This window comes from Sorangiineae bacterium MSr11954, from assembly GCA_037157815.1.
In the GTDB taxonomy this organism is placed as follows: Bacteria; Myxococcota_A; Polyangia; order Polyangiales; family Polyangiaceae; genus Pendulispora; species Pendulispora albinea.
Genome location: CP089984.1, coordinates 2,780,777 through 2,802,696, shown reverse-complemented (window position 1 = coordinate 2,802,696; position 21,920 = coordinate 2,780,777). Strand labels below are relative to the sequence as shown.

Sequence of the window (21,920 nt, the reverse complement as noted above, 5' to 3'; positions counted from 1 at the left end):
TTCGAGACATTGCGGCAACCCCACCCGCGGGTGCACATTCGTAACGGACGATCTGCATATCGCGGAAAGACCTAAGCGGCGCCCTATGGCGCAAAAGACATCGAGGAACGATATGAAACCGATCCAACGCTGGCTTCCGACCGCTCTCCGCATTCTTCTGGGGCTCGTCTTCTTCGTGTTCGGGCTGAACGGCTTCTTGCAGTTCATCCCGCCGCCTCCGATACCGGACAGCGGCCAGGCCTTCCTCGGGGCCTTGGTCACGACCGGCTACATGATCCCACTGATCAAAGGGACCGAAGTGATTTGCAGTTTGCTTCTGCTCTCGAACCGTTTCGTGCCCTTGGCCCTCGTGATCCTCGCGCCCATCAACGTGAACATCTTTCTCTTCCACAGCGTCCTCGCGCCCGCCGGCCTGCCCATAGGGATCTTGCTCGTTGCCTTGGAAATCAGCCTCGCGTGGGCGCATCGCGCTGCCTTCCGCCCGCTCTTCGCGGCGCGCGCCGCGGCGGCCGAGCCTGAATGGTCCGAGCAGGCGGTGCGCTCTGCGACGTGACGGCCTCCCTTCCAGATGCGCGCCTTCTCCGCGCTCGACATCGATTTATCGAGGACGCGGGAAAACCCCTTAACGAAAAATGGCTTGGTCGTACCGGAGCGGGATCTTCGAGCGCGCTCCGAAGAGCCGAAGCTCGCGCCTCTGCCGAACATGGCCGCACCTCGTGGTTCGCGCATGGAGCTCGGGGCGGCTGGACAAGGCCGACCCTTTCGCCTGTTCCGCGGCGTAGTGCGAGCACTCACCTAAAACGATCTCGAAGCACCAGCCGGAATATCGTATTCCGGTCGAAATGAATGCACGAGATCTGCGTATGAAGAAATAAGGTGCTCGCACTCCGGCGTCCAGCACGATTGGCACGAACGCGAGCGCTCGGCGCCACCTTGGCGCTGGCCGAGACCACCTTCGGCGTTCCCTGCAGCGCCCCGAGAACGCCCTCCCCGCTTCGCATGGCGGCCCACCATCCGGAGCAGAGCGCGCGGATCCCGCTGAAGCGCGCCGGCTCCTGCCCGTAACGGCGCAGGAATTGCGCCGCACCAAGGGCTCGGGCGCGCCCCTGCACGCTCGGGGGGGCCGAGCTCAGCCGTGTACTGGGCTCGGCCCGCGAGAAAAAACAATCGCATTGTCGATCCAAGGGGTCGTCGCTCGACATTTGGATGGAGCGCTCTGCTCCCCGAAGGAGACACGACCATGCGATTCATGATGCTGATCAAGGGAGACAAGAACGCCGAAGCGGATTTGCCACCGGGCGAGAAGCTCCTCAGCGCCATGGGAAAATACAACGAAGAGCTGATGAAGTCGGGCGTGCTGCTCGCGGCCGAGGGGCTGCACGCCACGTCGAAGGGGGCGCTCATCCGCTTCGCGGGGGGGAAGCGGACGGTGGTCGAGGGGCCGTTCACGGACGCGAACGAGCTCATTGCCGGGTTCTGGCTCATTCAGGTCAAGTCGAAAGAGGAGGCCATCGAGTGGGCCAAGCGCTGCCCCATCGACGCGGGCCGGACCCCCTCGAGCAACGGGGTGGGCGAAATCGAGCTTCGTCAGGTGTTCGAGCTGACGGACTTCTCCTGAGGTTCCCGGGAGGCTCGAAGCGACTTCGGCGTACGCCGGCGCACGCGGGCATCGCTCGCTCGGTCAGGTCGCGGTAGTCTTCGCCCCGTTCGATGTCGCACAACACCTTTGGGCACCTTTTCCGAGTCACCACATTTGGCGAGAGCCATGGTCCCACCATCGGCTGCGTGATCGACGGCTGCCCCCCGCGCATCCCCCTCACCGAGCCCGAGATCCAGCAGTACCTGGACAAGCGGCGGCCTGGGCAATCGCGCTTCACCACCCAGCGCCGCGAGCCCGATGCCGTGCGCATCGTCTCCGGCGTGATGGAGGACGAGAGCGGGACGCGGGTCACGACCGGCGCGCCGGTGGCGCTCCTCATCGACAACGTGGACTCGCGCTCCAAAGACTACGGGGAGATCAAGGATCGCTACCGCCCCGGGCACGCCGATTTCACCTACGACGCCAAGTACGGGCTCCGCGATTACCGGGGCGGAGGTCGCTCGTCGGCGCGTGAGACCGCGATGCGGGTGGCGGCGGGCGCGGTGGCGCGCAAGGTCATTGCCCATGTGCGCATTCGCGGCGCGCTGGTGCAGCTCGGTCCGCACGCGATCGATCGGCAGCGATGGAGCGACGCCGCCATCGACGAGAACCCCTTTTTCTGCCCGGATCCGCATGCGGCGGTCGCCTGGGAGACGTACCTCGACGAGGTGCGCAAGCGCGGCTCGTCGTGCGGTGCCATCGTGGAGGTGGTGGCCGAAGGCGTTCCGCCGGGATGGGGCGCGCCCCTTTACGGCAAGCTCGACGCGGAGCTCGCCAGTGCGTTCATGAGCATCAACGCCGTCAAAGGCGTGGAGATTGGGGACGGCATGGCCGTGGCCGCGCTCGAGGGCGAAACCAACGCCGACGAAATGCGCCACGGGGGCGGTGAAACGAACGGCGGCGCGCCGGAGTTTCTCTCGAACCATGCGGGCGGCATCCTCGGGGGCATCTCGACCGGACAGGCCATCATCGCGCGATTTGCCGTAAAGCCCACGTCGTCGATCCTCACGCCGCAGCGCTCGGTCGATCGATTTGGCGACGAGGTCGATGTCCGCACCAAAGGCCGCCACGATCCCTGCGTCGGGATTCGTGCGGTGCCGGTGGGCGAGGCCATGATGGCCATCGTCCTCGCCGATGCGTTTTTGCGGCACCGCGGTCAGGTCGGCGGCGGGCCGCCGGGCTGGCCCTTTTCGCGCACGCCCGGGTGATCGAGGCGGGCGAGGACCCTGCCGGCTTCCAGCAACGCGTCTTCGTCCTCCGGCCCAAACGTGCGCTCGCCCAAGACGGCGATGCCCAGGGCGCCCACCGCGTCCTCGCCGCGAAGAAGCGGGACGCACAAGGAGCCCATGGCGCCCGTGGCCCGCGCGCCCGGCCGCGCGTCGCCGCTGGTATCTGTTTGCAGATTGCACATATTGACGGGCGCTTTGCGCTGCACGGCGAGCCCCGCGATGCCCTTTCCGACGGGGATGCAGCGCGACGCGGCCAGCACCGGCTCGGGGATGCCGGGGGTGCTCGCGGCCAGGTGCAACATCCCATCGTCCTGGAGGATGTGAATCGTACCGATCTGCGCTTGGAAGTGCCGAAGGACGGCGCGCAGCGCTTCATCGAGGTTCGAGCCCGCCGATTCTAATTGCGAGAGAAGGTCCATGGGCCGATAGCTTATCGCAAAGAAGGTGTACGTCCGGATGGTCGAGGGGCAAACATCGACGGCAAAGACGGCGCCCGCAAAAAAAATGAGCCCCCGTGTCGATCCCGAGAGGCGCCAGGCGACGAGACAGTGAGCGGCCATCGAGGCGGCTCACCCACCCGCAAAAGCTTCGGAAAGCACGAGGAAGGACCGGTTATGTTCAGGAGGAACCAAAGTCGCTTTGGGGCGCGCGTAAAAATCGGTTTTGCGGCGACGGTCGCCGCGCTGGTGGCGCTGAGCCCCGTGGGGTGCGCGTCGGACGACGATTCGCCCCCGTCTCCTGGCCCCGGCGGCTCCGCGGAGACCTCGCAAAATGGGCGTTACGAATCGGTGAACGGGCTCTCGATGTATTACGAGACGTACGGTACCGGTCGGCCGCTGGTGCTCCTTCACGGAGGCTTTTGCACCATCGACGTGTGCCTTGGGAAGGTCATCCCCATCCTCGCGCGGACGCACCAAGTCATCGCCATCGAACAGCAGGGGCATGGTCACACGGGCGACATCGATCGACCCTTCACCTATGAGCAAATGGCCCAGGATACCACCGCGCTCCTCGAACGAATCGGAATCGACAAGGCCGACTTTTTCGGGTTCAGTTTGGGCGCCAACATCGCTTTGCGCATTGCCATGCGCCACCCGAATCTCGTAGATCACGTGGTCGCACTCGCCCCTGTCGCCTACGACAACGTGGACCCCTCGCTTCCCACGATTTGGGAGCAGATGTCCCCGGAACAGGTGCCGAGCGTCTTCCAAGATGGTTATGCGAAAACGGCACCCGACCCCAAGCGATGGCCGGCGGTCGTCGCCAAGATGAAAACGTTGCTTCTCGAGTTCAAGGGATGGTCCGAAGGCGATATTCGATCCATCCAAGCCCCTACCCTGCTCATGATCGGCGATCGCGATCTGGTCCTCCCCGAGCCTGCCGCGAAGACGGTTCGGCTGCTCCCGCACGGTCAATTGTCCGTGCTGCCCGGGAGCGATCACTCGGCCATCCTCGTGAACCCCGAAGCGGTGGTGGCGTCGAGCGTACGCTTTCTCGAATCACGTCTCGAAGCGCATCTCGAAGCGCATCTCGAACGACGTGTCGAATCGCGCTGAAGCATTTCGCCGCGCGGCGGCGGTGGCAACTGCGCGATTCAACACAGCGTTTCAACACGGCATTCAAGCACTGCATTTCCGTTACGTCGTTTCAATCATCGATTGCCCAACATCTCGTTTCCCTATTTTCGAACCACGGAGCAAAGAACATGTCCCGAAAACTTTTCGTCAATTTGCCGGTCAAAGATCTCAAGAAGTCGGTGGCCTTTTTCACCGAGCTCGGGTTCGTCTTCAATCCGGCGTTCACCGATGAGACGGCGACCTGCATGGTCCTCAACGAGGGCGCCTACGTGATGCTTCTCGTCGAGAGCAAGTTCAAGGAGTTCACGTCGAAGTCCATCATCGACACGGCCGGGAATGTCGAGGTGATCACGTCGTTCTCGGTGGACAGCCGTCAGGCGGTCGACGAGCTGGTGACCAAGGCCCTGGCGCTCGGCTCCAAGCCCGCCAAGGATCCGCTGGACCTCGGCTTCATGTACAACCGCAGCTTTCTGGATCCGGACGGCCACATCTGGGAGGCGTTCTGGATGGACCCGAACGCCATTCCGCAGTGAGACGCTGAATCATCGATAGCATTACGGGGTAGGAGCTGGCGACGACGGACAAACGACGGACGTCGCCACCAGCTCGAAGCCACCGTTCGTGCCGACCAGATAGGCGACGGCGCCTCGCCCGTCGGCCAAAACGGCGGCTTGTCCCTGGCCGGCATTGGCGCCCTCGGCGGAGATCGTCAGAGGTGCGCCCTGCGGGCGGCCGTCTGCGCCGATGGTTTGGGCGCGAACTTGATGCCCGGAGACCGGGCCCTCCGTCCACACCACGAGAAAGCGGCCGCCGCCCAGCGAGGTGACGGCGGGGGACATATACGGCGCCCCCAAACCGCCGGATGGAACCTCGAAGATCTTCGCCGGCTCCGGCACCTGGCCGAGGTTCGTATCCATGCGTCGATAGCGCAAGCTCCACGCTTCGTCGGAGCTTGCACGGTCGGCCCAAACGATCATTTGCGCATGGCCGCTCACGGCAATCGATGGGGAGCCGACTTGCGAGCCAAGGCCGCGGATCTCCAATAGCTCGCCGCGGGCCAAATAGCCTTTATCGCCGGAGGCGCGGGCGAGGACGCCCGTCCAAATGGCCCCACCGCGGCGAAATGCGATGGCATAACCGCTCTCCGCGGGCTCCAGAGGAGCGGCGCGCAAGGCCTCCACGGGCGAATCGCCGTCGAGCGCCCAGAGCGCATTGGTCTTGAGCGAATCGCGGTGCGCCCAAACCAGGTGCCCTGCCGCCAGCCCCAGATCGATGGGCGATGGACCAAACGCCGTGCGACGCCCTTCCATGGCGCCGTCGCGGGAGTCGGTGGAGATGGCGGCGGTGATGCGATCCGCTTTGGTGTTCGGCCCCCGGAACGCGGGCACCGTGGAGAGAACGGGCGTGGTGCGCCGGACGGGATCGAGCGCGTTGTACGCGCGAACCAAATCCACGGTGAGCGCCGCGGGGTCGAGCAGCAAGGTAACGGCCTCGCGTGGTGCACGCGCAAAGCCCAGGCCGATTCCACGCAGACCGGGCGCGGCCTCGACCCCGCTCACCAGCTGCGCTTGCGCGGCGATCGATTTGGGTTGGCCCGTCACGGTGCACGGCGGCGCGATGGGTTCGCCGGTCGCCGCACCGGTGGCCGATTCGGCCGCGACCGGCGCGGGGATCGATCCGCGCGCGCCGGGATCGACGGCGGCCGTGCGCGCGTCCGGCGAGCCCGAGCGGGTCGCCAAGGCGATCGTTCCTTTGATGAAGATGCCCGCGCCAAAGAGCCACACCAAAAGCCCCAGCCCGGCGAGCGCCGGCAAAAGGAGCCGCGGCCGGCCCTCCTGGACGCGGTGAAGCGCGGGCCAGCGTTCAAATACAGGCTCGAGCCATGGATAGGGAGCTTCGCCGGCACCGGCACCGTGGAGCCCTTCGCGAACATGGGATACGGCGGCATCGAGCCCTTCGCGAACACGCGATACCGCTGCACCCACGCCTTCGCGCACCCGAACGAGGGAGCGCACCGTCGAATCGCCGCGACCCGTTGGGCGGAGCGGGCTCGGGATCTGCGCATCGCCAGGGTTCATGGCGGGTTCGTCGCATGCGCCGCCTTCGCCCGGCGGGTCTCCGACCCCCATGAGGGTCCGCATAGCCGATCCCGATACGGACAGGGTCATCGGGGAAATATCCGACACGGGGATGGGCGTGGCAGGCGGACCCGGGATGGGAGGTATGGGAATCGTGGGCGTGGAGAACGACGGCGCGGGGATGGTCGTGGCCGAAAATTTCGATTGGACGGCCGGCACCTCGGGGGTCACGATCTCGGGCAGCCGAGGAACGACCATTCGCAAGGGCTCGTAAAAGGGAATGGGCGCGTCGGGCATGCGCGGCGGGCGAGCCGGGGTGAGCACGCGCAAGGTCGGCCGTTCATCGTTCTTTTCGGCGGGCGCCCAATCATCGAGTTCGTCGATATCGTCGTCGCCATGGTCTCCGAGCGCGCGCGCATCGAGATCTTCGCGCGGCACCTTCGAGGTGCGCTCGGTCGCATCGACCTTGGGCGCCGGCCGTGGAACACGAAGCGGTCGGTCGACCTTCTTTGCAGGGAGCGCATGGACCTCGTTGGTCGACGATTCCATGGGCGGAACACCAACGACCGTTCGCATCGAGTTTGGATCGGCCCCACCGTCGTTCTCGGGTCGATGTGACGGCGTTTTCGTTCCCATGTCGTTCCTCCGAACAAGGTGCTCATTCAATCTCGGAAATCGCCGACCGCTCCGCAACCCACCGGATGCACCGGCGAAGACAGCTTACACGGCATGAAGGTCGATAGCGACCCGTGCAGACGTTAGGTATTCATCAAAATGGTTAATTGAAACTTCAAAATTAAATACGACCGCCCTCGCCAAGCGACCTCGGGAGGGCGGCCATGCTCGAATGCGCGCGAGCACTTACGCGCGAACGCTCACGCGCGGACACTCACGCGCGAACGTAAAGCACGTTACGGGCTCGCGATGGTGATCGGGGGCGACGTGGTGAGGGTGCCGCTCACCGAACAGCCGCCCGATAGTTGCGCGTCGTTGAAGGTGAGGGTGCCTGCCGCGCTGTCGTAGGTGGCCGTGACCGTGCTGGGGCCGCAGGTGCCCGCGAGGCTGGCGACGGTCACGTTTCGAATGGTGACCTGGGTGAGCGAATCCGCGGTGATGGTCCACGGAAAGCCGCGCGCACCGAGGCTGCTGCAGATCGATCCTCCGGAGAAATTCGCGCCCGTGACCGCACCCCCGCCCGCGGCGTCCGTGGCCCCGCTGAAATGGGCGGTGCACGGGAGCGTCATAGAGCCCTGCTTCAATGTCGTCGAGCCCGTCGCCGTAAAGTTCGTGGATACGGGCGTGAGGCGAAATGCCGCATCCGTATCCTCGGTATCCAAGGTGGCGCCAGCGGCCAATGCGATCATGGAGCCAAGAGCGATAGCGTGAATCGCGTACATGAATTTACCTCCAGGGGGCCAAATTTGCACATCGAACGCGCTCCGTCTCGTTCTTTATGCGCCATTTCGCCATTTGGTCCATTCAGATAAATATTCAATCAATACGGACGCCGGCCGAAAATCGACCCCGAACACCCAAACATTTATCGTGCAACGAGCCATTCGAATCGACCGTTCGTTCGCGATTGCCTCTTTCTATTTCACGAATTTCAATCCAAGAGAAAGCCGAGTTCGCCCGTCCATGCTCGCGGGCCTCCGGCTTCCGGCGAGATACACGACAAGGGCGCGTATTCGATTCAGGTCGCCAAAGGCGCTCCGTTTTTCATGCGTGTGGCGAAGCCGGGTTACACGTCGCTCCTGGAGCAGGAGTGGCAGCTCGCGGGCGACGCGGACCGCGCGAAGACGATTTTGCCCGATCGCCAGGCCACGGAGCTGCTCGTGCAATCGCTCTCGGGGCTCGGAAAGCCGCCCCCCAACCCCGCCAAGGGCGCCCTTGGCATCGGTCTGCTCAAGGGCGCCTGCCCCACCGAAGGAGGCGCGACCGTCCGCGTCGACACCGGGGCGGCGGGGGATGCGGGCGCCGACGCCGGAGCCAATGCCAACATCGTGGTCTACTTCAAGGGTCTGCTCCCCTCGAACGAGACCACGACACAAGCCGACGCCGTCACGCCGACGGTCATGATTTACAACATCGCCCCGGGCGAAGGGATCGAGGTGATGGTGATCCCTCCGCCCGATTGCAAGGTCGAGCCCTTCCCCGTGGCCGATCCGGCGGCGCCGAACATCACGTACACCGGCAAGATCAAGGTCGAGCCCATTGGCGATCTGCGCCCCGACGCGGGCACCGGCGCCAATGTCACCTCGTTTGCGCGGGTGGTGCTCTCGAAGAAATAACGATTATGCCGAGGTGCGGTTCGATCCATACGGCCAAGGGACCGTGGTGAGGCCGCCGCGCATTTTCTTGTCCATCTGATCGGCGGGCCAGCTCCAGAACGGATACGGGGCCTCGAGGCGGCTCACCGCCTCGAGCTTGGCGCGCGCGTCGGGCGACAGCGAGAGGCCGAGCGAGTCGATCAGATCGTCGAGCTGGGCCTGCGTGCGGCACCCTACGATGGGCGAGACCACCGTGGGCTGCTCGCGCAGCCAGGTGAGCGCGACGCGCGCGTAGCTCTCGCCGGTCTCGCGGGCGATGGCGCCGACCGCATCGAGCACGTCGAAGGCGCGGTCGGTGAGGCGGCCTTGGGTCAGCTCGCCGTCGGCGCGCTTGGTGTCGCTGGGGCGGCGGTTTTCGCGCGTGTATTTGCCGCTCAGGACTCCTTGCGCCAAAGGTCCCCATGGCACTTGACCAATGCCGAACTCGGCGAACGCGGGCACGTGCTCGACCTCGATGCCCCGCGTCAGGAGGTTGTACTCGTATTGAGCGGCCACGATCGGGGTGAGACCGTGCTGGCGCGCCAGCATTTGCCACTCGACGACCTTTCGCACCGGGTAGTTCGAAACCCCGACATATCGGATTTTGCCGGCGCGCACGGCGTCATCCACGGTTCGCAAGGTCTCGTGCACGGGGGTCACGCCGTCGTGCACGTGCAGCCAATACAGATCGACGTAGTCCGTGCCCATGCGCCGCAGACTTCGGTCGAGCGCCTGGGTGAGGTGCTTGCGCGAGGTGCCGCCGGCGTTGGGATCGCGGGTGCTGACATTCAAGGCGGCCTTGGTCGCCAACACGACTTTGTCGCGCCGGCCCGAGAGGGCTTTGCCCACGATGCGCTCGCTCGTGCCCTGCGTGTAGATATCCGCCGTGTCGATGAAGTTGCCGCCGGCGTCCACATAGCGGTCCACGATGGCGAGCGAATCGGCCTCGGTCGCGCCCCAGCCCCACTCCTCGCCGAAGCTCATCGCCCCCAGGCACAAAGGGCTCACGAAGAGGCCGCTCTCGCCCAGCTGCCGGTAGGTATCGAGACGCGTGGTCATGGCGCACCTCCTGTCTTCGCGTCTTCGCCGCGCAAACGCTGCACCTCGGCGAGGACGCGATCGGCGACGGACTCCGGCGCGCCCCAGTAATCGAAGATGCCGCCGCGCGCGGAGTTTTGTCCGCAGACGACCATCACGCCGGTGCCCACCTTTGCTTTGAGGTGGGAGGCGAGCCAGCCCACGAACCCCGAGTTGTCCAGGCCGGGCGTGAAATGAAACGAGAACACGACGAAGCGCTCCTGCTCGGGGCGGGTAGCAGGCACGAGGGCGCTCCACACGTCTTCGTCGCGTACGAAGGCAAAGGCCTTTTCAACGAGGTGCGCGGGAAACTCTGCGGCAGGCACTTCGTCGAACGCGTAGAGGCCTGGCCATGTCTTCAACTCGGCCTCCGCGAGGACCCGTCGAAGGCGCGTATGCGTTTGCTCCGGTGATTCGTGGCTCACGTACATGTCACCAGTATGAGCTTCAAAACCGGATGAGGAAACATCGTTCTACAGCCGCAATCCCGGCTTCGAGGAAACGGGTCACGTCGGCGGGGCCTTCGTCCAAGAGCTGCACGTCGAGTCCGTCGAAGAGGGAGCGCAACGTTCCCTCGGGCACCGAGAACGGCGGGCCGCCGATGCGCGCTTGATAGTACTCGAGGGTCACCACGATGCCGGGCGATCCTTTGGGCACGAGCGCACGGAGGGCGGCCACGTAGCGCGCGCGCATCTCGGAGGGCAGCGCGACGAGGGCGGCGCGATCGTACAAGGCGTCCACCGGGCCCACCAGCTCCGGGGTCGCCGCGAACCAATCGCCCGCGAGCAGGGTGATCCGATCCGCTTCGTAGGCCGTGAACGGACCGTGCTCGCGCACGGCAGGGTCGACCTCGTGCTCGGCAAAGAACGCGCGCACGGCGTCTTCGACGAGCTCGACGCCGATGACCTGGTGCCCGGCGGCAGCGAGGTGGGCCATGTCTTCGCTCTTCCCGCAGAGCGGGACGAGCACACGCCGCGAAGGACCGAGGCGGCCGAGGTGCCGCGCCAGGTAGGCATTGGGGCGGCCCTCGTGAAACGCAATCCGTCCTTCTCGCCAGCGCTCGATCCAAAACGAAGTTTCCATCGCCGCAGTTTACAATCTCGGGATGGACGGCGCGACGGCGCTCGTGCATGGTGCTCGCGGCACTGGCGCGGCGCGCCGTTGTGCTTTAGCTGTGTGGCCAGTCGGAGAAAGTTCACGTACTTGCCACCGAGTCCGCCGTGCGCGAGGCGCATGTATTTCGGACTGCTATCCAGCGCTGGAGGACGTCATGGCCGTATCCACCCCGGGGCATCTCGTCGACTCGAAGCTCGAATCCAAGCTGCGCGTATCGAAGGGCCCCGGTAAATGGGGCGCCATCGCCTTCGGGACGGCGCTCGCGGGCGGCGTCGTCTATGTGCTCGCGCAGCTCGCGGGCGATCTCGCCAACGTGCGCTTTTCGTCGATGGTGCCCTTCGTCTTTTTGGGCATCGCCTTGGCCATCGCGCTCGGGTTCGAGTTCGTCAATGGATTTCACGATACCGCCAATGCGGTCGCGACCGTGATTTACACGCACTCGCTCCCTCCTCATGTCGCGGTGGTTTGGTCGGGTATTTGGAATTTCATCGGCGTGCTCGTGTCCTCCGGGGTGGTGGCCTTCGGGATCATCTCGCTTTTGCCGGTCGAGCTCATCCTCCAAGTGGGCAGCGGCGCGGGCTTTGCCATGGTGTTTGCCCTGCTGGCCGCCGCCATTCTTTGGAATCTGGGCACGTGGTATTTTGGTTTGCCCTCGTCCAGCTCGCACACCCTCATTGGCTCGATCATTGGGGTGGGGCTCGCCAATCAGCTCCTGGGCAATCCGAGCGCGACCAGCGGCGTCGATTGGGAGCAGGCGTCGAGCATCGGCAAATCGCTGCTCCTCTCGCCGCTGGTCGGGTTCGTGAGCGCGGCCGTCCTCCTCCGCGTGATGAAGGCTGCCGTCACGAACGCCCGCTTGTACCAGGCCCCCGAGGGCATCGATCCGCCGCCGTTCTGGATCCGTGCGCTCCTCCTCTTCACCTGCACCGGGGTGAGCTTTGCTCATGGCTCCAACGACGGGCAGAAGGGCATGGGGCTCATCATGCTGATCCTCATCGGCACCGTGCCGACGGCCTACGCGTTGAACCATGCCATCCCCGCCAGTCAAACGCAGGACTTCATCGCCGTCTCGCACCAAACCGCGGAGACCTTGGCCCGCTACGCGCCCTCCGAGGTCGTGGTCGGCGATGCGCGGGCCGAGGTCACCCGGTACATTCGCACGCGCAAGCTCACGCAAGATACCGTCCCCGCGACCCGAACGATGATCGGCGATATCGCGGCCGATATGGCGGTGTTCAAGGAGCTGGCCCAAGTGCCGGACGACAAGACACGCAACTTCCGCAATGACATGTATTTGGTGAGCGAGACCTTGCGGCTGTTCGACAAAACGAAGCAGCCGGCCCTGACCTCGGCCGACCGCGACGTCGTGAAGAACTACAAAAAGCACATCGATGACGCGACCAAGTTCATCCCAACTTGGGTCAAGGTGGCCGTGGCCATCGCCCTGGGGCTTGGAACCATGGTCGGGTGGAAGCGGATCGTGGTGACCGTGGGCGAGAAGATCGGCAAGGATCATCTCACGTACGCCCAGGGCGCGTCGGCCGAGCTGGTGGCGATGACGACCATTGGCGCGGCCGATCTGTTCGGGCTTCCGGTCAGCACCACGCACGTGTTGTCGTCTGGCGTGGCGGGGACCATGACGGCCAATGGCTCGGGGCTGCAGCTCGCGACCGTGCGCAACCTGCTCATGGCGTGGGTGCTCACCCTGCCCATGTCGATCGTGCTGGCCGGTACGCTGTTTTGGGCGTTCAGCCGCCTGGGGTGATCACGTCGAGGCGGTCGAAGCTTCGGGCACGCGGGCGCTCTCGACCCGGTTGCGGCCGGCACCCTTGGCGCGATAGAGCGCCCGATCGGCGCGGCGAAGGCAGTCTTGCAGCGAGGTATCGGCGCGCGCGTCGAGCTCGGCAACACCAAAGCTCATCGTGACGACGGAGAGATCGCCTTGGGTGGGGATGGCGTGCCGCTGGACCGAGCGGCGCACACGCTCCACGGCGCGAACGGCCCGCGCGAGCGAGAGACCGGGGAAGAGAAGGACGAACTCTTCGCCGCCATAACGGTACAGGCCGTCGGTCTCGCGAAGGGCGCCGCGGATAATCCGAGCCACCCGCCGGAGGACGTCGTCGCCGGCGATGTGGCCGTAGTGGTCATTGTATTTTTTGAACCAGTCGATATCGCCGATGGCGATCGAGTGACGCGCCTCACCCGGGATGACACGGCGGTCCAGCTCGGCAAGGTCTTCATCCATTTGCAGGCGGTTGGAGACCTCGGTCAGCGGATCCGTTCGCGCGGCACGAAACGACACCTGACTATCTCGTCGGAGAATGGCGTTCTTTTCGGCGAGCTTCCGGTGAAGTGCAATAACGCGACCGGCCGAAACCAGGCGCGCCCGAAGCTCGACCAAATCGACCGGCTTGGAGTGGAAATCGTCCGCGCCGGCCTCGGTCCCCCGAATGAAGTGATCCCGATCGCTCAGCGCCGAGAGAAAGATGAAATAAGTATACGCCTCCTCGTCGCCGGCGACCCGCGTTCGGCGGCAAAGCTCGAGTCCGTCCATTCGCGGCATACGCCAGTCGCTCAGGATGACGTCGGCGTGCTCGGCTTGGTGCATCTCCCACGCTTCCTGCCCGTCGCGCGCGCTCCGGCATTCGTAGCCCAAGAGCGTAATGGCTTTCACGACCAGCTCGCGCGACGACGCATCGTCTTCGGCGACGAGCACCTTGAGCGGAATCCGTGAGGGATCCTTTGCGCTCTCTTTCAGCGAAATGGGCGTAGGGGACAAGGGCGGTTTGTTCGGATCGGATGCGCGCGGCATGGGGTTCCCCCGCTTCGGATGATACCGGAGTGCGCTCCGTATGCAGATTGTTTGCCAGCGAAATCGCTAAGGGCAAAGCTTGGTTACGGAGCGGATGCGGGTCACGGCATCGACGTTCGGGTCATTCGTTTGATCGCCGAGGGCGAGTGTACCATTGCTCGTGAATCCGTTGCGCACGAGCGCAGGCTTGCCGTCGATGCTCACACGCGCGGCATTGGCGGCGTCAACGGACAGCTCGTAGGTATGGTACGCACCGTCTACGACGGACACGGGAAACGTTCCGGTATCGTCGGCCCATCCTATGGCATTGCTGTCGAGATAGATCATCTGGGCTCGATCGTTTGCATTGCCGACCGAAGTATGAAGCGAGCCCAGGATGGCGGCGGCGCTGTCGAACTGATTGTGCTTGTTCACCGAAACGACGCGCAGGACGACTTGAATTTTGAACGGCTTTCCGGGCTCGAAGGTGTTGGGACGGGTGATCAGCAGTTGTCCGCCGCTGCGCTCCCCGGTGACGGTCCCCGTCTCGAGCTGCACATAACCGCCCTCGTCGGCGCTATGGGTCACGGTCGCGCGACCGCCTGGGATGGTTACAACGGTCCAGCCTTGCGGCGCCAACGCCATTTCACCCACGAGCAATGTTTGTGGGCACGTTGCGGCATCGGGTGCCCCATCGGCGTCGCTGGACGCGTCCAGCGAGGCGTCGGCTCCGGCGTCGCCGCCCGGCGCGGGCCCTTGGATCGTGGCGTCAAGGCTGGCATCGAGGTGGCCGCCGGCATCTTCGTGGGTGCCGGGACCGTTGGGTGTGTCGTTGCTCGTACTGCAGGCGGCAATGGCGGCGAGGGGCAGAAGGACCACCAGAGAAATCAGGCGCATCGTGCCATGTTACATGACGGATGGGTCGACCATGGTCACCTTTCGCCAATGGACGACACCTGGGCGGCGCGCGTTACGGCGAGGCGCACGGCCGCGTCGACCCACCTTGGAGCGGCTGGCACACCGGGGGTCTCGCGCGCGCATTTTTTGAGCGCGTCGAAGCGCATGGCCAGCGAAACGAGGCCCGCATCGTCGAGCTGCTCGGCGGTAGCCTCGAGCCGGGCGAGGAGGCTTCGCGATGGGGCCTTTAGCCCCGCGTGGCAAAGCTCCTCGAGCACCGACTCGGCGCGGGTCATGGCCAGGTCGAGGGGATCGAGCGGCTCGCGCACCGTGTGCGAGCGCACGGTGGGTGACGGGGTGGGACCTGCGATATCCGGCACCACCAGCTCGTCTCCCGCGATCGCCAGCGGATCGAGCTGCCAGCCGGAGGGGCCGCGTGCCAGATCGCCGGCGACGAACCGCACGCGGTGCGCGAGCGCCCTGGCCGCGGCCTCGATGGCATGCGGCGCGGCGCGGCGGTGCTGCACGACCAGGTGAAAGCGCCGGCCCGCGCCATCGGCCAGCTCGGCGATCAGCTTTTGCTCGGACGCCATGTACGTCACATCGTGAACGGCGGTTACCTGGAGGGCGTGGACCTCCTCGGCGAGCACGCGCGGGCGGAGGATGCGCGGCGGACGGTGTGCGATGCGCGCTTCGTGCTCATCGAGGCTCCGCACGAGGATGGGCAAAGGGAGCGCGTCCCATTCGCCGCGCTGCGGGGTGACCGAGCTTTGCGCCATACGGCCGGATCCGAGCTCGATGGAACGATTCGCGCGGCGGGTGACCACCTTCGAGACGAGATCGCCGCGGGCCAGCGCGTCGAGGGTGATGCGCGGTGCGACCTTTTGGCGCGCGAGCTGGGGTCCCTCGTCGGGCTCGCGCGCGAGGTCGAAGTCCCAGCGTTTGCGGAGCACGAGGACGAGCGCCGCGTCGGGATCGGCCAAATAGACGTCGGCGAAACGCGCGCGGTCGTCGGCGCGGATGCGCGCGCCGAGCGACACCAGGCGCAGATGATCGAGGCGGGTCTCCGGCGCTTCGTCCTCGCCCAAGACGAAGCGGGCGGGCAGCGCAGACAAGTCGAGCTTCGGCGTGCGCGCCGCGCGGATGCGCGCCATGAGCTCGACGAGCAGCGCCGCGACCTCGCCCGCGCCGTGAAGCGCGCTGCGGCGGTGGTAGCCGTCGAGGGCGGCCTCGAGATCGGCCACGATGCCATGGATCCAGGTCATCCCCTCGTGCGCGAGGAGGGTGCGCAGCTCCGAGAAGCGCGCCACCGGGACCGCCGTCTCGACCATGCCAATCGCCAGAATGTCGCGCGCGAGCGCTTCGGCGCCGTCGAGCACCGCGGCGCGGGCGCCGGTCGCGCCCATGGAGCCGATCGCGTCGGTCGCGGCTGTCGTAGCTGTCGCAGCGGTCGCGCCGATCGGCTCCCCGAGCTCCACGACCGCCGTGGGGGCCTCTTCGGGGGCGGCGCGAAAGGCCCATATGGCCAGCGCGAGGTGCTCGCAACCTCCGCCGGATGCTGCGCAGTCGCATCGCGCATAGGCGATATCGCGGGGGACGAGGAATCGAACGGTGCACGATGGGAGCTTCGCCACCGGCACCGCGCCGCGCTCCACCGTCGCGATCAGGCCTCGTCGAAGCAGCGCCCGCGCGCGCGCGAGCAGCCTCGGACCGAGCACGCGCGCGAGCGTCGCATCGTCGAGGGTCGCAGGCGACCATGGTGGCTCGCTCGCCGGCGCGCTCCCGGCGCCCGCTTCGGGCTCGGCCCTCGGCGCGGACGCGATCCGCGGCGCGGGCTCGGCTCCTGGCGCAGACTCGGTACCCGGTGTGGAGTCGGCGCGCAGCGCGGACGAGGTCTCCGGCGCGGACGGGTTCGTGCGCATGCGTTCGTGCCACGGCTTGTATGCGAGCGCCACGGCCACGCGATGCCGGCAAATGCCGGTTGCGCCGCATGTGCAAGGGGCGGCTGCGAGCGTCGTGCTCGGGGGCAGGCGCGCCACGATGCCGTTCTCGAAGGTCCCGCTCACCGTGCCGTCGGGCGCCTCGTCGAGCGCGGGCCCCGCGCCGCCTTCGAGCTCGCGCTGCGCGCGCTTGACCAAGCCGACATTGGCAAGCGAGGCGAGCGCCTCTGGGGTCAGGGCGAGCAAATCGAGGCGGCTCACGCGCGGACCTTCTCGGCCAAGAAGCTCACCAGCTGCCCGGGGGTCATCGCCCCAATGTGCGCGCCGGCCTGCGCCAGCCGCTGCGAGAGCTCGCGATCGAACGAAGGGTTCGCCTGCGCGTCCAGGGCGGCCAACCCCAACACGATGACCCCTTGATCGCACAGCGCCTTTACGCGCGCGACGAGCACGGCCTGGCTCGCCCCCTCGAAGAAGTCCGTGACGAGCACCACGATGGTGCGCCGCGGATTCTCGATGAGCCCTTGCGCGTACCCCACGGCCTTGCCGATATCGGTCCCTCCGCCGAGCTGCACCTTCATGAGCACCTCGACGGGATCGGTCACCCGGTCCGTGAGGTCCACCACCTCGGTGTCGAAGATGCAGAGGTGCGTCTTCATCGACGGCAGGCCCCACAAGCACGCGGCGGTCACGGCGGCGTGGATGATGGATCCGACCATGCTGCCGCTCTCGTCCACCAGGACGATGATCTGCCACTTTTCCAGGTGCTTGCGCGTGCGCGCGACGAAGAGCGGGGTTCGAATGAAGAGCCTTCGCGATGCGCGATCGTACATCCCGAGGTTGGCCCGGATGGTGGCCTTCGCGTCCAAGTTTCGGGCGATCTTGATGCGCGATCGGGCGCGGGCGCGCGTGCCGTGAAAGCTCGTCTTCACGCTTCGCGCGAGCTTTTCCATGAGCTTTCGAACGACCTTGGCGCAGAGCTCCCGCGCCATGGCCAGGACCTCGGCGTTCATCAGGTGCTTGGTGAGGAGCACCGCGCGGAGCAAGGTCTCGTTCGGCTCCACCCGCGCGAGGACCTCGGGGTCGGTGACCACCTCGTGGATCTGGTACTTTTCGATGGCGTCGCGCTCGATGCGCTCGATGGTCTCCTTCGGAAAGAGGCGGTGCACCTCGGAGAGCCAGTCGGGTACCGGGAGGCTCGCGCCGCCCAAGCCCCCGCCGCGGTCGCGGAGATCGCGCTCGGCCCGTTCGTCGCCGCGCTCGTAAAGCCAGGCGAGCGCGCTGTCGGCCGCGAGATCGTCGGCCGTCATCCCGGCGCGTCCGTCAAGGAGCGATCCTGCGGCGTCGCCCAGGACGAGGCGCCAGCGCACCAGGCGGTCGTCGCGCGTGCTCATGCCGGGTCTCCGTCGCGTGTATCGCGCATATCGCCTGTATCGCCTGTATCGCGAACGTCGCGTGCGTCGTGTACATCGTTGAGACCGAAGCGTGCTGCGAGCTCCGAGGCGGCACGCTCGAGCGTGGCGGCGCGCTGCACGGCCGCCACGTCGATGTTGGCGCCGAGCAAGGCCATGGGATCGGCTTTGCCTCCGTCGCGCCGGGCGATGGCCTCGGCGATGGAGAGCCGCTCGCGCGGAGGAAAATATGCGAACGCCTGGCGCAGCGCGGGGAGCGCGATCAGGAAGTCCTCGCGCGAGAGCCCCTCGAGCGCCGCGTCGATCGCGTGCACCAGGCGCCGCGCGCGCACCACCTGCTCGCGCGCGAGCGCAAAGAGCCCGCCCAGAAAGTCGCCCATGGCGGCGGGGCGCGCGGCGGAGCGCAGGATGGCGAGCGCGGAGGCCTCGTCGTCCTCGCCGATGTCGTCGTCCCCGCGTACCGACCAGAGAAACCCCAGCGCCGCGCCGCGAAGCGCAGGCGGCGCCTCGGGATCGCGCGCGCGGCGCTCGCATACGCCGTATGCGCGCGCCGGATCGAGGGCGAGCTCGCCCCTGCCCCTCCGCAGCGTATCGCGCAGCGCGCGCACCGCGCCGACGTGAGCGTCGTCGAGGGGGGCGGACGCGCCCTGGATGCCCTCGAAGAGCCAGAGCCCGCGTTCGAAGCACGCCTCCAGGACGCCGTCCAAGTCGGCCATGCCGCGGGCGCCGAGCACGAAATCGCCGCGGCGCAAGGCGAGGAGCTTGGCGAGCGCGCCGCCCAGCTCCGCGAACGAGGGCTCGGCGGCCACCACCCGCGCCATGTCCAAAAGCCCTCGCCGCGTGAACGCCTCGAGGCGGGCGAGCGCCGCATCGACGAGCACCGCGGCGAGCTCCATCACGCCCGCGGCGCCGCGGCTTTGCTCCTCCAGCTTGGCGATGGCCGCGCCCTCCAAGGTCGCGCCGTACAGGGCGGCCTCGATCAACGCCGGATCGGTCTCCAGGCGGCGCGCCACCGTCCACTCCTCGGACAGATCCGTTCGCGTGCGCGCCAGCGAGGGACCGCGCACGAAGGTGAACCCCGGGATGCCGAGCACGCGCAGCCGGTGCAGCACGGCGCTTTGCAGAGCGCCCTTCGGGGGCTCGGACGACGCGCCCGCGAGCTGCACGCGCAGCCGCTGCACATCCCGCGTGGGAACGATGCTGGCCCGCGCGAGCTCCTCGAACGCGTCGCGCACCAGCGGCGGCTGCGGTGTGCCCGGCGCGAGCGCCCCCACCTTCTGCCCCGAAAACGCCGCCACGATCTCCACCAGCAGCGGATCGGTGCGCGGCAAGAGCACCCCGCGGCGGGTCCATGGAAGCGGCGCCTCGAGCGCGTCCTTCACCAGCGCGCCGGCCAGGCCATCGAGCACGTCCACCCGCGCGGGCGCTCGGTGACCGCGCAGCGCCGCGAGACCTCGGGCGAGGGTCGCCGCGGCGATGGCATCGGCGGGCGAGACGCGCTGCTTGCGCTCGCGCAAATGGCGAATGGCCTCGAACATCATCGCCTCGCCCGCGCGCGCGTGCCCTTCGCGCCAAACGGTCTGATAAAACGCGGGCGAGGGCATCCCCGACGCATAGCCGGCGAAGCTATCCAAGCGCCGGAACGAAAATGGAACGAGGTAGCTCCCCACCCGCACCCCTTCGGGCGGCGCGACCATCGGGCGCTCCGCCGGCACCCGCGACCACGCGCGCTCGATGGCGGGTTTGTGGTACCCGCCGCACACGAGCACCACACCGCCCTCGCGCCTCTCGCGGCCATCACCGCTCTCGCGGCCCTCGCCGCCGGCGCCCTCGCGACCATCACCGCTCTCGCAGCCCTCACCGCCGGCGCCCTCGCGGCCATCACCGCTCTCGCAGCCCTCACCGCCGGCGCCCTCGCGGCCATCACCGCTCTCGCAGCCCTCACCGCCGGCGCCCTCGCGGCCATCACCGCTCTCGCAGCCCTCACCGCCGGCGCCCTCGCGGCCCTCGCCGCCTTCGCCCCTCTCGCGGCCATCACCGCTCTCGCGGCCCTCGCCGCTCTCGCGGCCCTCGCCGCTCTCGCGGCCCCCGCTCCTATCGCGGCCCTCGCCACCAGTGCCCTCACCGCCGCCGCCCACGCCACTTTCGGCCATAGCCCACGCCACGAAGCGGGCCATGAAGTCCTCCCGCGGATCGTCGCGCGGCCCGCCGGGCTCGTCCCCGCGCAGCATGGCGAAGTACTCGGCGAGGCGCGAAGCCAACGCATCGATGTCGTCCGAAGGCTGCTCGAACAGATGGTCCCAGAGCGCGTCCGTGTCCTCGAAGCCGAGCTCCGCGCACAGCTCGTGGAGCCGCTCGCTGTCGCGCACGTGGCGATCCGAATAACGGTTCTCCTCGCCGTCGAACGCCGCGTGCCACGCGGGCAGATCGACGAAGAGCGCGGTGGCGCCCACCTCGCGCGCGGCGCGCAGCGCGATCCACTCGGGCGAATAGTCGCAAAAGGGCGACCATGTGCCGCTCGATCCCTCCGGACCGCGCCGGTACGTGAAGAGCGCCATCGGCAATTGATGCTCGAGCAACAATTCGTCCAGGCGCTCGTTCATATCACTGGGACCCTCGATGAGCACGAAGCGAGGCTTCTCGCGCCGAATGGTCCAATCCACCAGCCGCGCGCAGGCGGGGCTATGATGCCGCACCCCCACCACGTGGAGCCGCGCGGTCATGGCAATAGGTGGCGCGCCTCGTAGTAGGCGCGCCAGTGCGGACCGCTCCCCTTCGAGACCCGCTGCTCGAAATAGCGCCGCAGCCGCGCCAGATCCTCCGAGTCGGTCTTGATGGCCGCGCCGATCAGGCACTCGACGAGATCGGCCGGCGACGCCTCCCGCTGGCCCAGAAAATGGCTCCGCACGCCCACCGCATGGGCGACGCTCACCGCCTCGGCCGTGGACATGGGGACCGAGAGCCGATCCATGGCCTTGCCGTCTACCGTCTGCCCGGCGCGCAGCTCGCGAAAGGTGGTCACCAAGAGCTCGAGGACATCGGGCCCCGGCACGTGCGGCACCCCGGATCGCGCCAGCAGCCGCTTCGACTCCTCGCGCACCAGCTCCATTTCGACGTTGAAATCCGAAATAGGAAATACCGTCTCGAAGTTGAATCGCCGCTTGAGCGCGGCGCTCATTTCATTGACGCCCAGATCGCGCGTATTGGCGGTCGCGATCACGTTGAAGCCCTCCTCGGCGAAGAGCATCCCGTTCGCCCCTTCCATTTCGGGAATGGCCAGCACGCGGTCCGAGAGCGACGCGAGGAGCGAGTCTTGAATTTCGAGCGGGCAGCGCGTGATCTCCTCGAAGCGCACGATGGCCCCCTCCTTCATGGCCGTATGGAGCGGCGCCGGGACCAGCGCGCGCGGGGTGGGCCCCTCCGCGAGCAGGAGCGCATAGTTCCACGAATATTTGATTTGATCGTCGGTCGTTCCGGCGCCGCCCTGGATGGTCAAGGTCGAGCGCCCGCAAATGGCGGCGGCCAAGAGCTCGCTGAGCAGCGATTTGGCCGTCCCCGGCTCGCCCACGAACATGAGGCCGCGGTTGGTCGCGAGCGCCACCATCGCCCGATCGACCAGCGAAGGATTGCCGACGAACTTACGGCGGATGCCGCGCGCCGGATCGCCCAGGATGAAGGTGCGCACGGCCATGGGCGAGAGCCTCCAACCAGGTGGCCTCGGGGCGCTGTCCGCCTCGCGCAAACCGTCGAGCTCCTCGGCGTACACCACCTCCGCCGGCGGTCGCTGGGCATGGCTCTTCTCCGCCTCGCCGGCCGATGAAACGGGTTTCTTCTTGGGCGTCGTCACGGACCATCGTT

The 21,920-nt window shown here is 67.0% G+C and carries 20 protein-coding genes; 8 read left to right on the top strand and 12 right to left on the bottom strand.

Features of this window, described 5'->3' with window-relative positions; genetic code table 11:
- Positions 1 to 112 precede the first annotated feature (112 nt).
- The 4 genes from LZC94_10825 to aroC all read left to right on the top strand — a co-directional run bounded on the left by LZC94_10825 (position 113) and on the right by aroC (position 2,847).
- Complete coding sequence (locus LZC94_10825; GenBank protein ID WXB17744.1) at positions 113 to 553, top strand: DoxX family membrane protein; 441 nt, start codon at positions 113 to 115, stop codon at positions 551 to 553.
- A 350-nt stretch (positions 554 to 903) separates the two neighbouring features.
- Positions 904 to 1,065 (top strand): hypothetical protein, encoded by a 162-nt coding sequence (locus LZC94_10820; protein WXB17743.1) that lies wholly within the window; start codon positions 904 to 906, stop codon positions 1,063 to 1,065.
- 175 nt (positions 1,066 to 1,240) lie between these two features.
- Positions 1,241 to 1,618: a YciI family protein gene (locus LZC94_10815; GenBank protein ID WXB17742.1), complete on the top strand. Its 378-nt coding sequence runs from the start codon at positions 1,241 to 1,243 to the stop codon at positions 1,616 to 1,618.
- 92 nt (positions 1,619 to 1,710) lie between these two features.
- Positions 1,711 to 2,847, top strand: coding sequence for a chorismate synthase (gene aroC / locus LZC94_10810; GenBank protein ID WXB17741.1), 1,137 nt, complete (start codon positions 1,711 to 1,713; stop codon positions 2,845 to 2,847).
- On the opposite strand, the gene LZC94_10805 is transcribed toward aroC, so the two are convergent.
- Positions 2,796 to 3,428 carry a GAF domain-containing protein gene (locus tag LZC94_10805; protein ID WXB17740.1) on the bottom strand — a complete coding sequence of 211 codons (633 nt, stop codon included), beginning with the start codon at positions 3,426 to 3,428 and terminating at the stop codon, positions 2,796 to 2,798. The two genes, aroC and LZC94_10805, sit on opposite strands and share 52 nt — an antisense overlap.
- A gap of 54 nt (positions 3,429 to 3,482) precedes the next feature.
- Between LZC94_10805 and LZC94_10800 the strand changes: the two genes are divergently transcribed.
- On the top strand, positions 3,483 to 4,424 hold the full coding sequence (locus LZC94_10800; protein ID WXB17739.1) for an alpha/beta hydrolase: 942 nt from the start codon (positions 3,483 to 3,485) through the stop codon (positions 4,422 to 4,424).
- A gap of 149 nt (positions 4,425 to 4,573) precedes the next feature.
- Entirely contained in the window at positions 4,574 to 4,978 is a 405-nt protein-coding gene (locus LZC94_10795) for a glyoxalase (protein WXB17738.1), read from the top strand.
- 21 nt (positions 4,979 to 4,999) lie between these two features.
- On the opposite strand, the gene LZC94_10790 is transcribed toward LZC94_10795, so the two are convergent.
- Both LZC94_10790 and LZC94_10785 read right to left on the bottom strand, forming a co-directional pair.
- The gene (locus LZC94_10790) at positions 5,000 to 7,072 is read right to left on the bottom strand and encodes a hypothetical protein (GenBank protein WXB17737.1); all 2,073 of its coding nucleotides are present in this window, start codon (positions 7,070 to 7,072) and stop codon (positions 5,000 to 5,002) included.
- 362 nt (positions 7,073 to 7,434) lie between these two features.
- Positions 7,435 to 7,887 carry a hypothetical protein gene (locus tag LZC94_10785; protein WXB17736.1) on the bottom strand — a complete coding sequence of 151 codons (453 nt, stop codon included), beginning with the start codon at positions 7,885 to 7,887 and terminating at the stop codon, positions 7,435 to 7,437.
- A 357-nt stretch (positions 7,888 to 8,244) separates the two neighbouring features.
- Here LZC94_10785 and LZC94_10780 point away from each other — a divergent pair, with 357 nt between their 5' ends.
- A complete protein-coding gene (locus LZC94_10780) occupies positions 8,245 to 8,814 on the top strand; it encodes a hypothetical protein (GenBank protein ID WXB17735.1) in 570 nt (189 codons plus the stop codon).
- A gap of 3 nt (positions 8,815 to 8,817) precedes the next feature.
- Here the strand turns inward: LZC94_10780 and LZC94_10775 are convergent, their stop codons facing one another.
- Genes LZC94_10775 through LZC94_10765 form a run of 3 tightly spaced genes read right to left on the bottom strand, consistent with a single transcriptional unit; the run spans position 8,818 to position 10,992 of the window.
- Positions 8,818 to 9,891 (bottom strand): aldo/keto reductase, encoded by a 1,074-nt coding sequence (locus tag LZC94_10775; protein WXB17734.1) that lies wholly within the window; start codon positions 9,889 to 9,891, stop codon positions 8,818 to 8,820.
- Positions 9,888 to 10,340: a DUF6196 family protein gene (locus LZC94_10770; protein WXB17733.1), complete on the bottom strand. Its 453-nt coding sequence runs from the start codon at positions 10,338 to 10,340 to the stop codon at positions 9,888 to 9,890. The genes LZC94_10775 and LZC94_10770 overlap by 4 nt, the downstream gene beginning before the upstream one ends.
- Before the next feature lie 16 nt (positions 10,341 to 10,356).
- Positions 10,357 to 10,992 carry a thiopurine S-methyltransferase gene (locus LZC94_10765; GenBank protein WXB17732.1) on the bottom strand — a complete coding sequence of 212 codons (636 nt, stop codon included), beginning with the start codon at positions 10,990 to 10,992 and terminating at the stop codon, positions 10,357 to 10,359.
- A 187-nt stretch (positions 10,993 to 11,179) separates the two neighbouring features.
- Here LZC94_10765 and LZC94_10760 point away from each other — a divergent pair, with 187 nt between their 5' ends.
- Positions 11,180 to 12,790: an inorganic phosphate transporter gene (locus LZC94_10760; GenBank protein ID WXB17731.1), complete on the top strand. Its 1,611-nt coding sequence runs from the start codon at positions 11,180 to 11,182 to the stop codon at positions 12,788 to 12,790.
- Here LZC94_10760 and LZC94_10755 read toward each other — a convergent pair whose 3' ends face one another.
- From LZC94_10755 to LZC94_10730, 6 genes are all read right to left on the bottom strand, one after another.
- Positions 12,791 to 13,837 (bottom strand): diguanylate cyclase, encoded by a 1,047-nt coding sequence (locus LZC94_10755; GenBank protein ID WXB17730.1) that lies wholly within the window; start codon positions 13,835 to 13,837, stop codon positions 12,791 to 12,793.
- Between the two features lie 66 nt (positions 13,838 to 13,903).
- The gene (locus LZC94_10750; protein ID WXB17729.1) at positions 13,904 to 14,713 is read right to left on the bottom strand and encodes a hypothetical protein; all 810 of its coding nucleotides are present in this window, start codon (positions 14,711 to 14,713) and stop codon (positions 13,904 to 13,906) included.
- A 35-nt stretch (positions 14,714 to 14,748) separates the two neighbouring features.
- Positions 14,749 to 16,914 carry a hypothetical protein gene (locus tag LZC94_10745; protein ID WXB17728.1) on the bottom strand — a complete coding sequence of 722 codons (2,166 nt, stop codon included), beginning with the start codon at positions 16,912 to 16,914 and terminating at the stop codon, positions 14,749 to 14,751.
- Positions 16,911 to 18,044: a VWA domain-containing protein gene (locus LZC94_10740; protein ID WXB17727.1), complete on the bottom strand. Its 1,134-nt coding sequence runs from the start codon at positions 18,042 to 18,044 to the stop codon at positions 16,911 to 16,913. Before LZC94_10740 ends, LZC94_10745 begins: the two co-directional genes overlap by 4 nt.
- The gene (locus tag LZC94_10735) at positions 18,041 to 20,785 is read right to left on the bottom strand and encodes a DUF5682 family protein (GenBank protein WXB17726.1); all 2,745 of its coding nucleotides are present in this window, start codon (positions 20,783 to 20,785) and stop codon (positions 18,041 to 18,043) included. Before LZC94_10735 ends, LZC94_10740 begins: the two co-directional genes overlap by 4 nt.
- The gene (locus LZC94_10730) at positions 20,782 to 21,909 is read right to left on the bottom strand and encodes an AAA family ATPase (protein ID WXB17725.1); all 1,128 of its coding nucleotides are present in this window, start codon (positions 21,907 to 21,909) and stop codon (positions 20,782 to 20,784) included. Before LZC94_10730 ends, LZC94_10735 begins: the two co-directional genes overlap by 4 nt.
- Positions 21,910 to 21,920 lie beyond the last annotated feature (11 nt).

Coding starts and splice junctions, on each gene's coding strand:
- LZC94_10735 (WXB17726.1), bottom strand. CDS start 20,785: ATGACCGCGCGGCTCCACGTGGTGGGGGTGCGGCATCATAGCCCCGCC.
- LZC94_10750 (WXB17729.1), bottom strand. CDS start 14,713: ATGCGCCTGATTTCTCTGGTGGTCCTTCTGCCCCTCGCCGCCATTGCC.
- LZC94_10815 (WXB17742.1), top strand. CDS start 1,241: ATGCGATTCATGATGCTGATCAAGGGAGACAAGAACGCCGAAGCGGAT.
- LZC94_10775 (WXB17734.1), bottom strand. CDS start 9,891: ATGACCACGCGTCTCGATACCTACCGGCAGCTGGGCGAGAGCGGCCTC.
- LZC94_10740 (WXB17727.1), bottom strand. CDS start 18,044: ATGAGCACGCGCGACGACCGCCTGGTGCGCTGGCGCCTCGTCCTGGGC.
- LZC94_10765 (WXB17732.1), bottom strand. CDS start 10,992: ATGGAAACTTCGTTTTGGATCGAGCGCTGGCGAGAAGGACGGATTGCG.
- LZC94_10795 (WXB17738.1), top strand. CDS start 4,574: ATGTCCCGAAAACTTTTCGTCAATTTGCCGGTCAAAGATCTCAAGAAG.
- LZC94_10800 (WXB17739.1), top strand. CDS start 3,483: ATGTTCAGGAGGAACCAAAGTCGCTTTGGGGCGCGCGTAAAAATCGGT.
- LZC94_10805 (WXB17740.1), bottom strand. CDS start 3,428: ATGGCCGCTCACTGTCTCGTCGCCTGGCGCCTCTCGGGATCGACACGG.
- LZC94_10770 (WXB17733.1), bottom strand. CDS start 10,340: ATGTACGTGAGCCACGAATCACCGGAGCAAACGCATACGCGCCTTCGA.
- LZC94_10790 (WXB17737.1), bottom strand. CDS start 7,072: ATGGAATCGTCGACCAACGAGGTCCATGCGCTCCCTGCAAAGAAGGTC.
- LZC94_10760 (WXB17731.1), top strand. CDS start 11,180: ATGGCCGTATCCACCCCGGGGCATCTCGTCGACTCGAAGCTCGAATCC.
- LZC94_10825 (WXB17744.1), top strand. CDS start 113: ATGAAACCGATCCAACGCTGGCTTCCGACCGCTCTCCGCATTCTTCTG.
- aroC (WXB17741.1), top strand. CDS start 1,711: ATGTCGCACAACACCTTTGGGCACCTTTTCCGAGTCACCACATTTGGC.
- LZC94_10755 (WXB17730.1), bottom strand. CDS start 13,837: ATGCCGCGCGCATCCGATCCGAACAAACCGCCCTTGTCCCCTACGCCC.
- LZC94_10780 (WXB17735.1), top strand. CDS start 8,245: ATGCGTGTGGCGAAGCCGGGTTACACGTCGCTCCTGGAGCAGGAGTGG.
- LZC94_10785 (WXB17736.1), bottom strand. CDS start 7,887: ATGATCGCATTGGCCGCTGGCGCCACCTTGGATACCGAGGATACGGAT.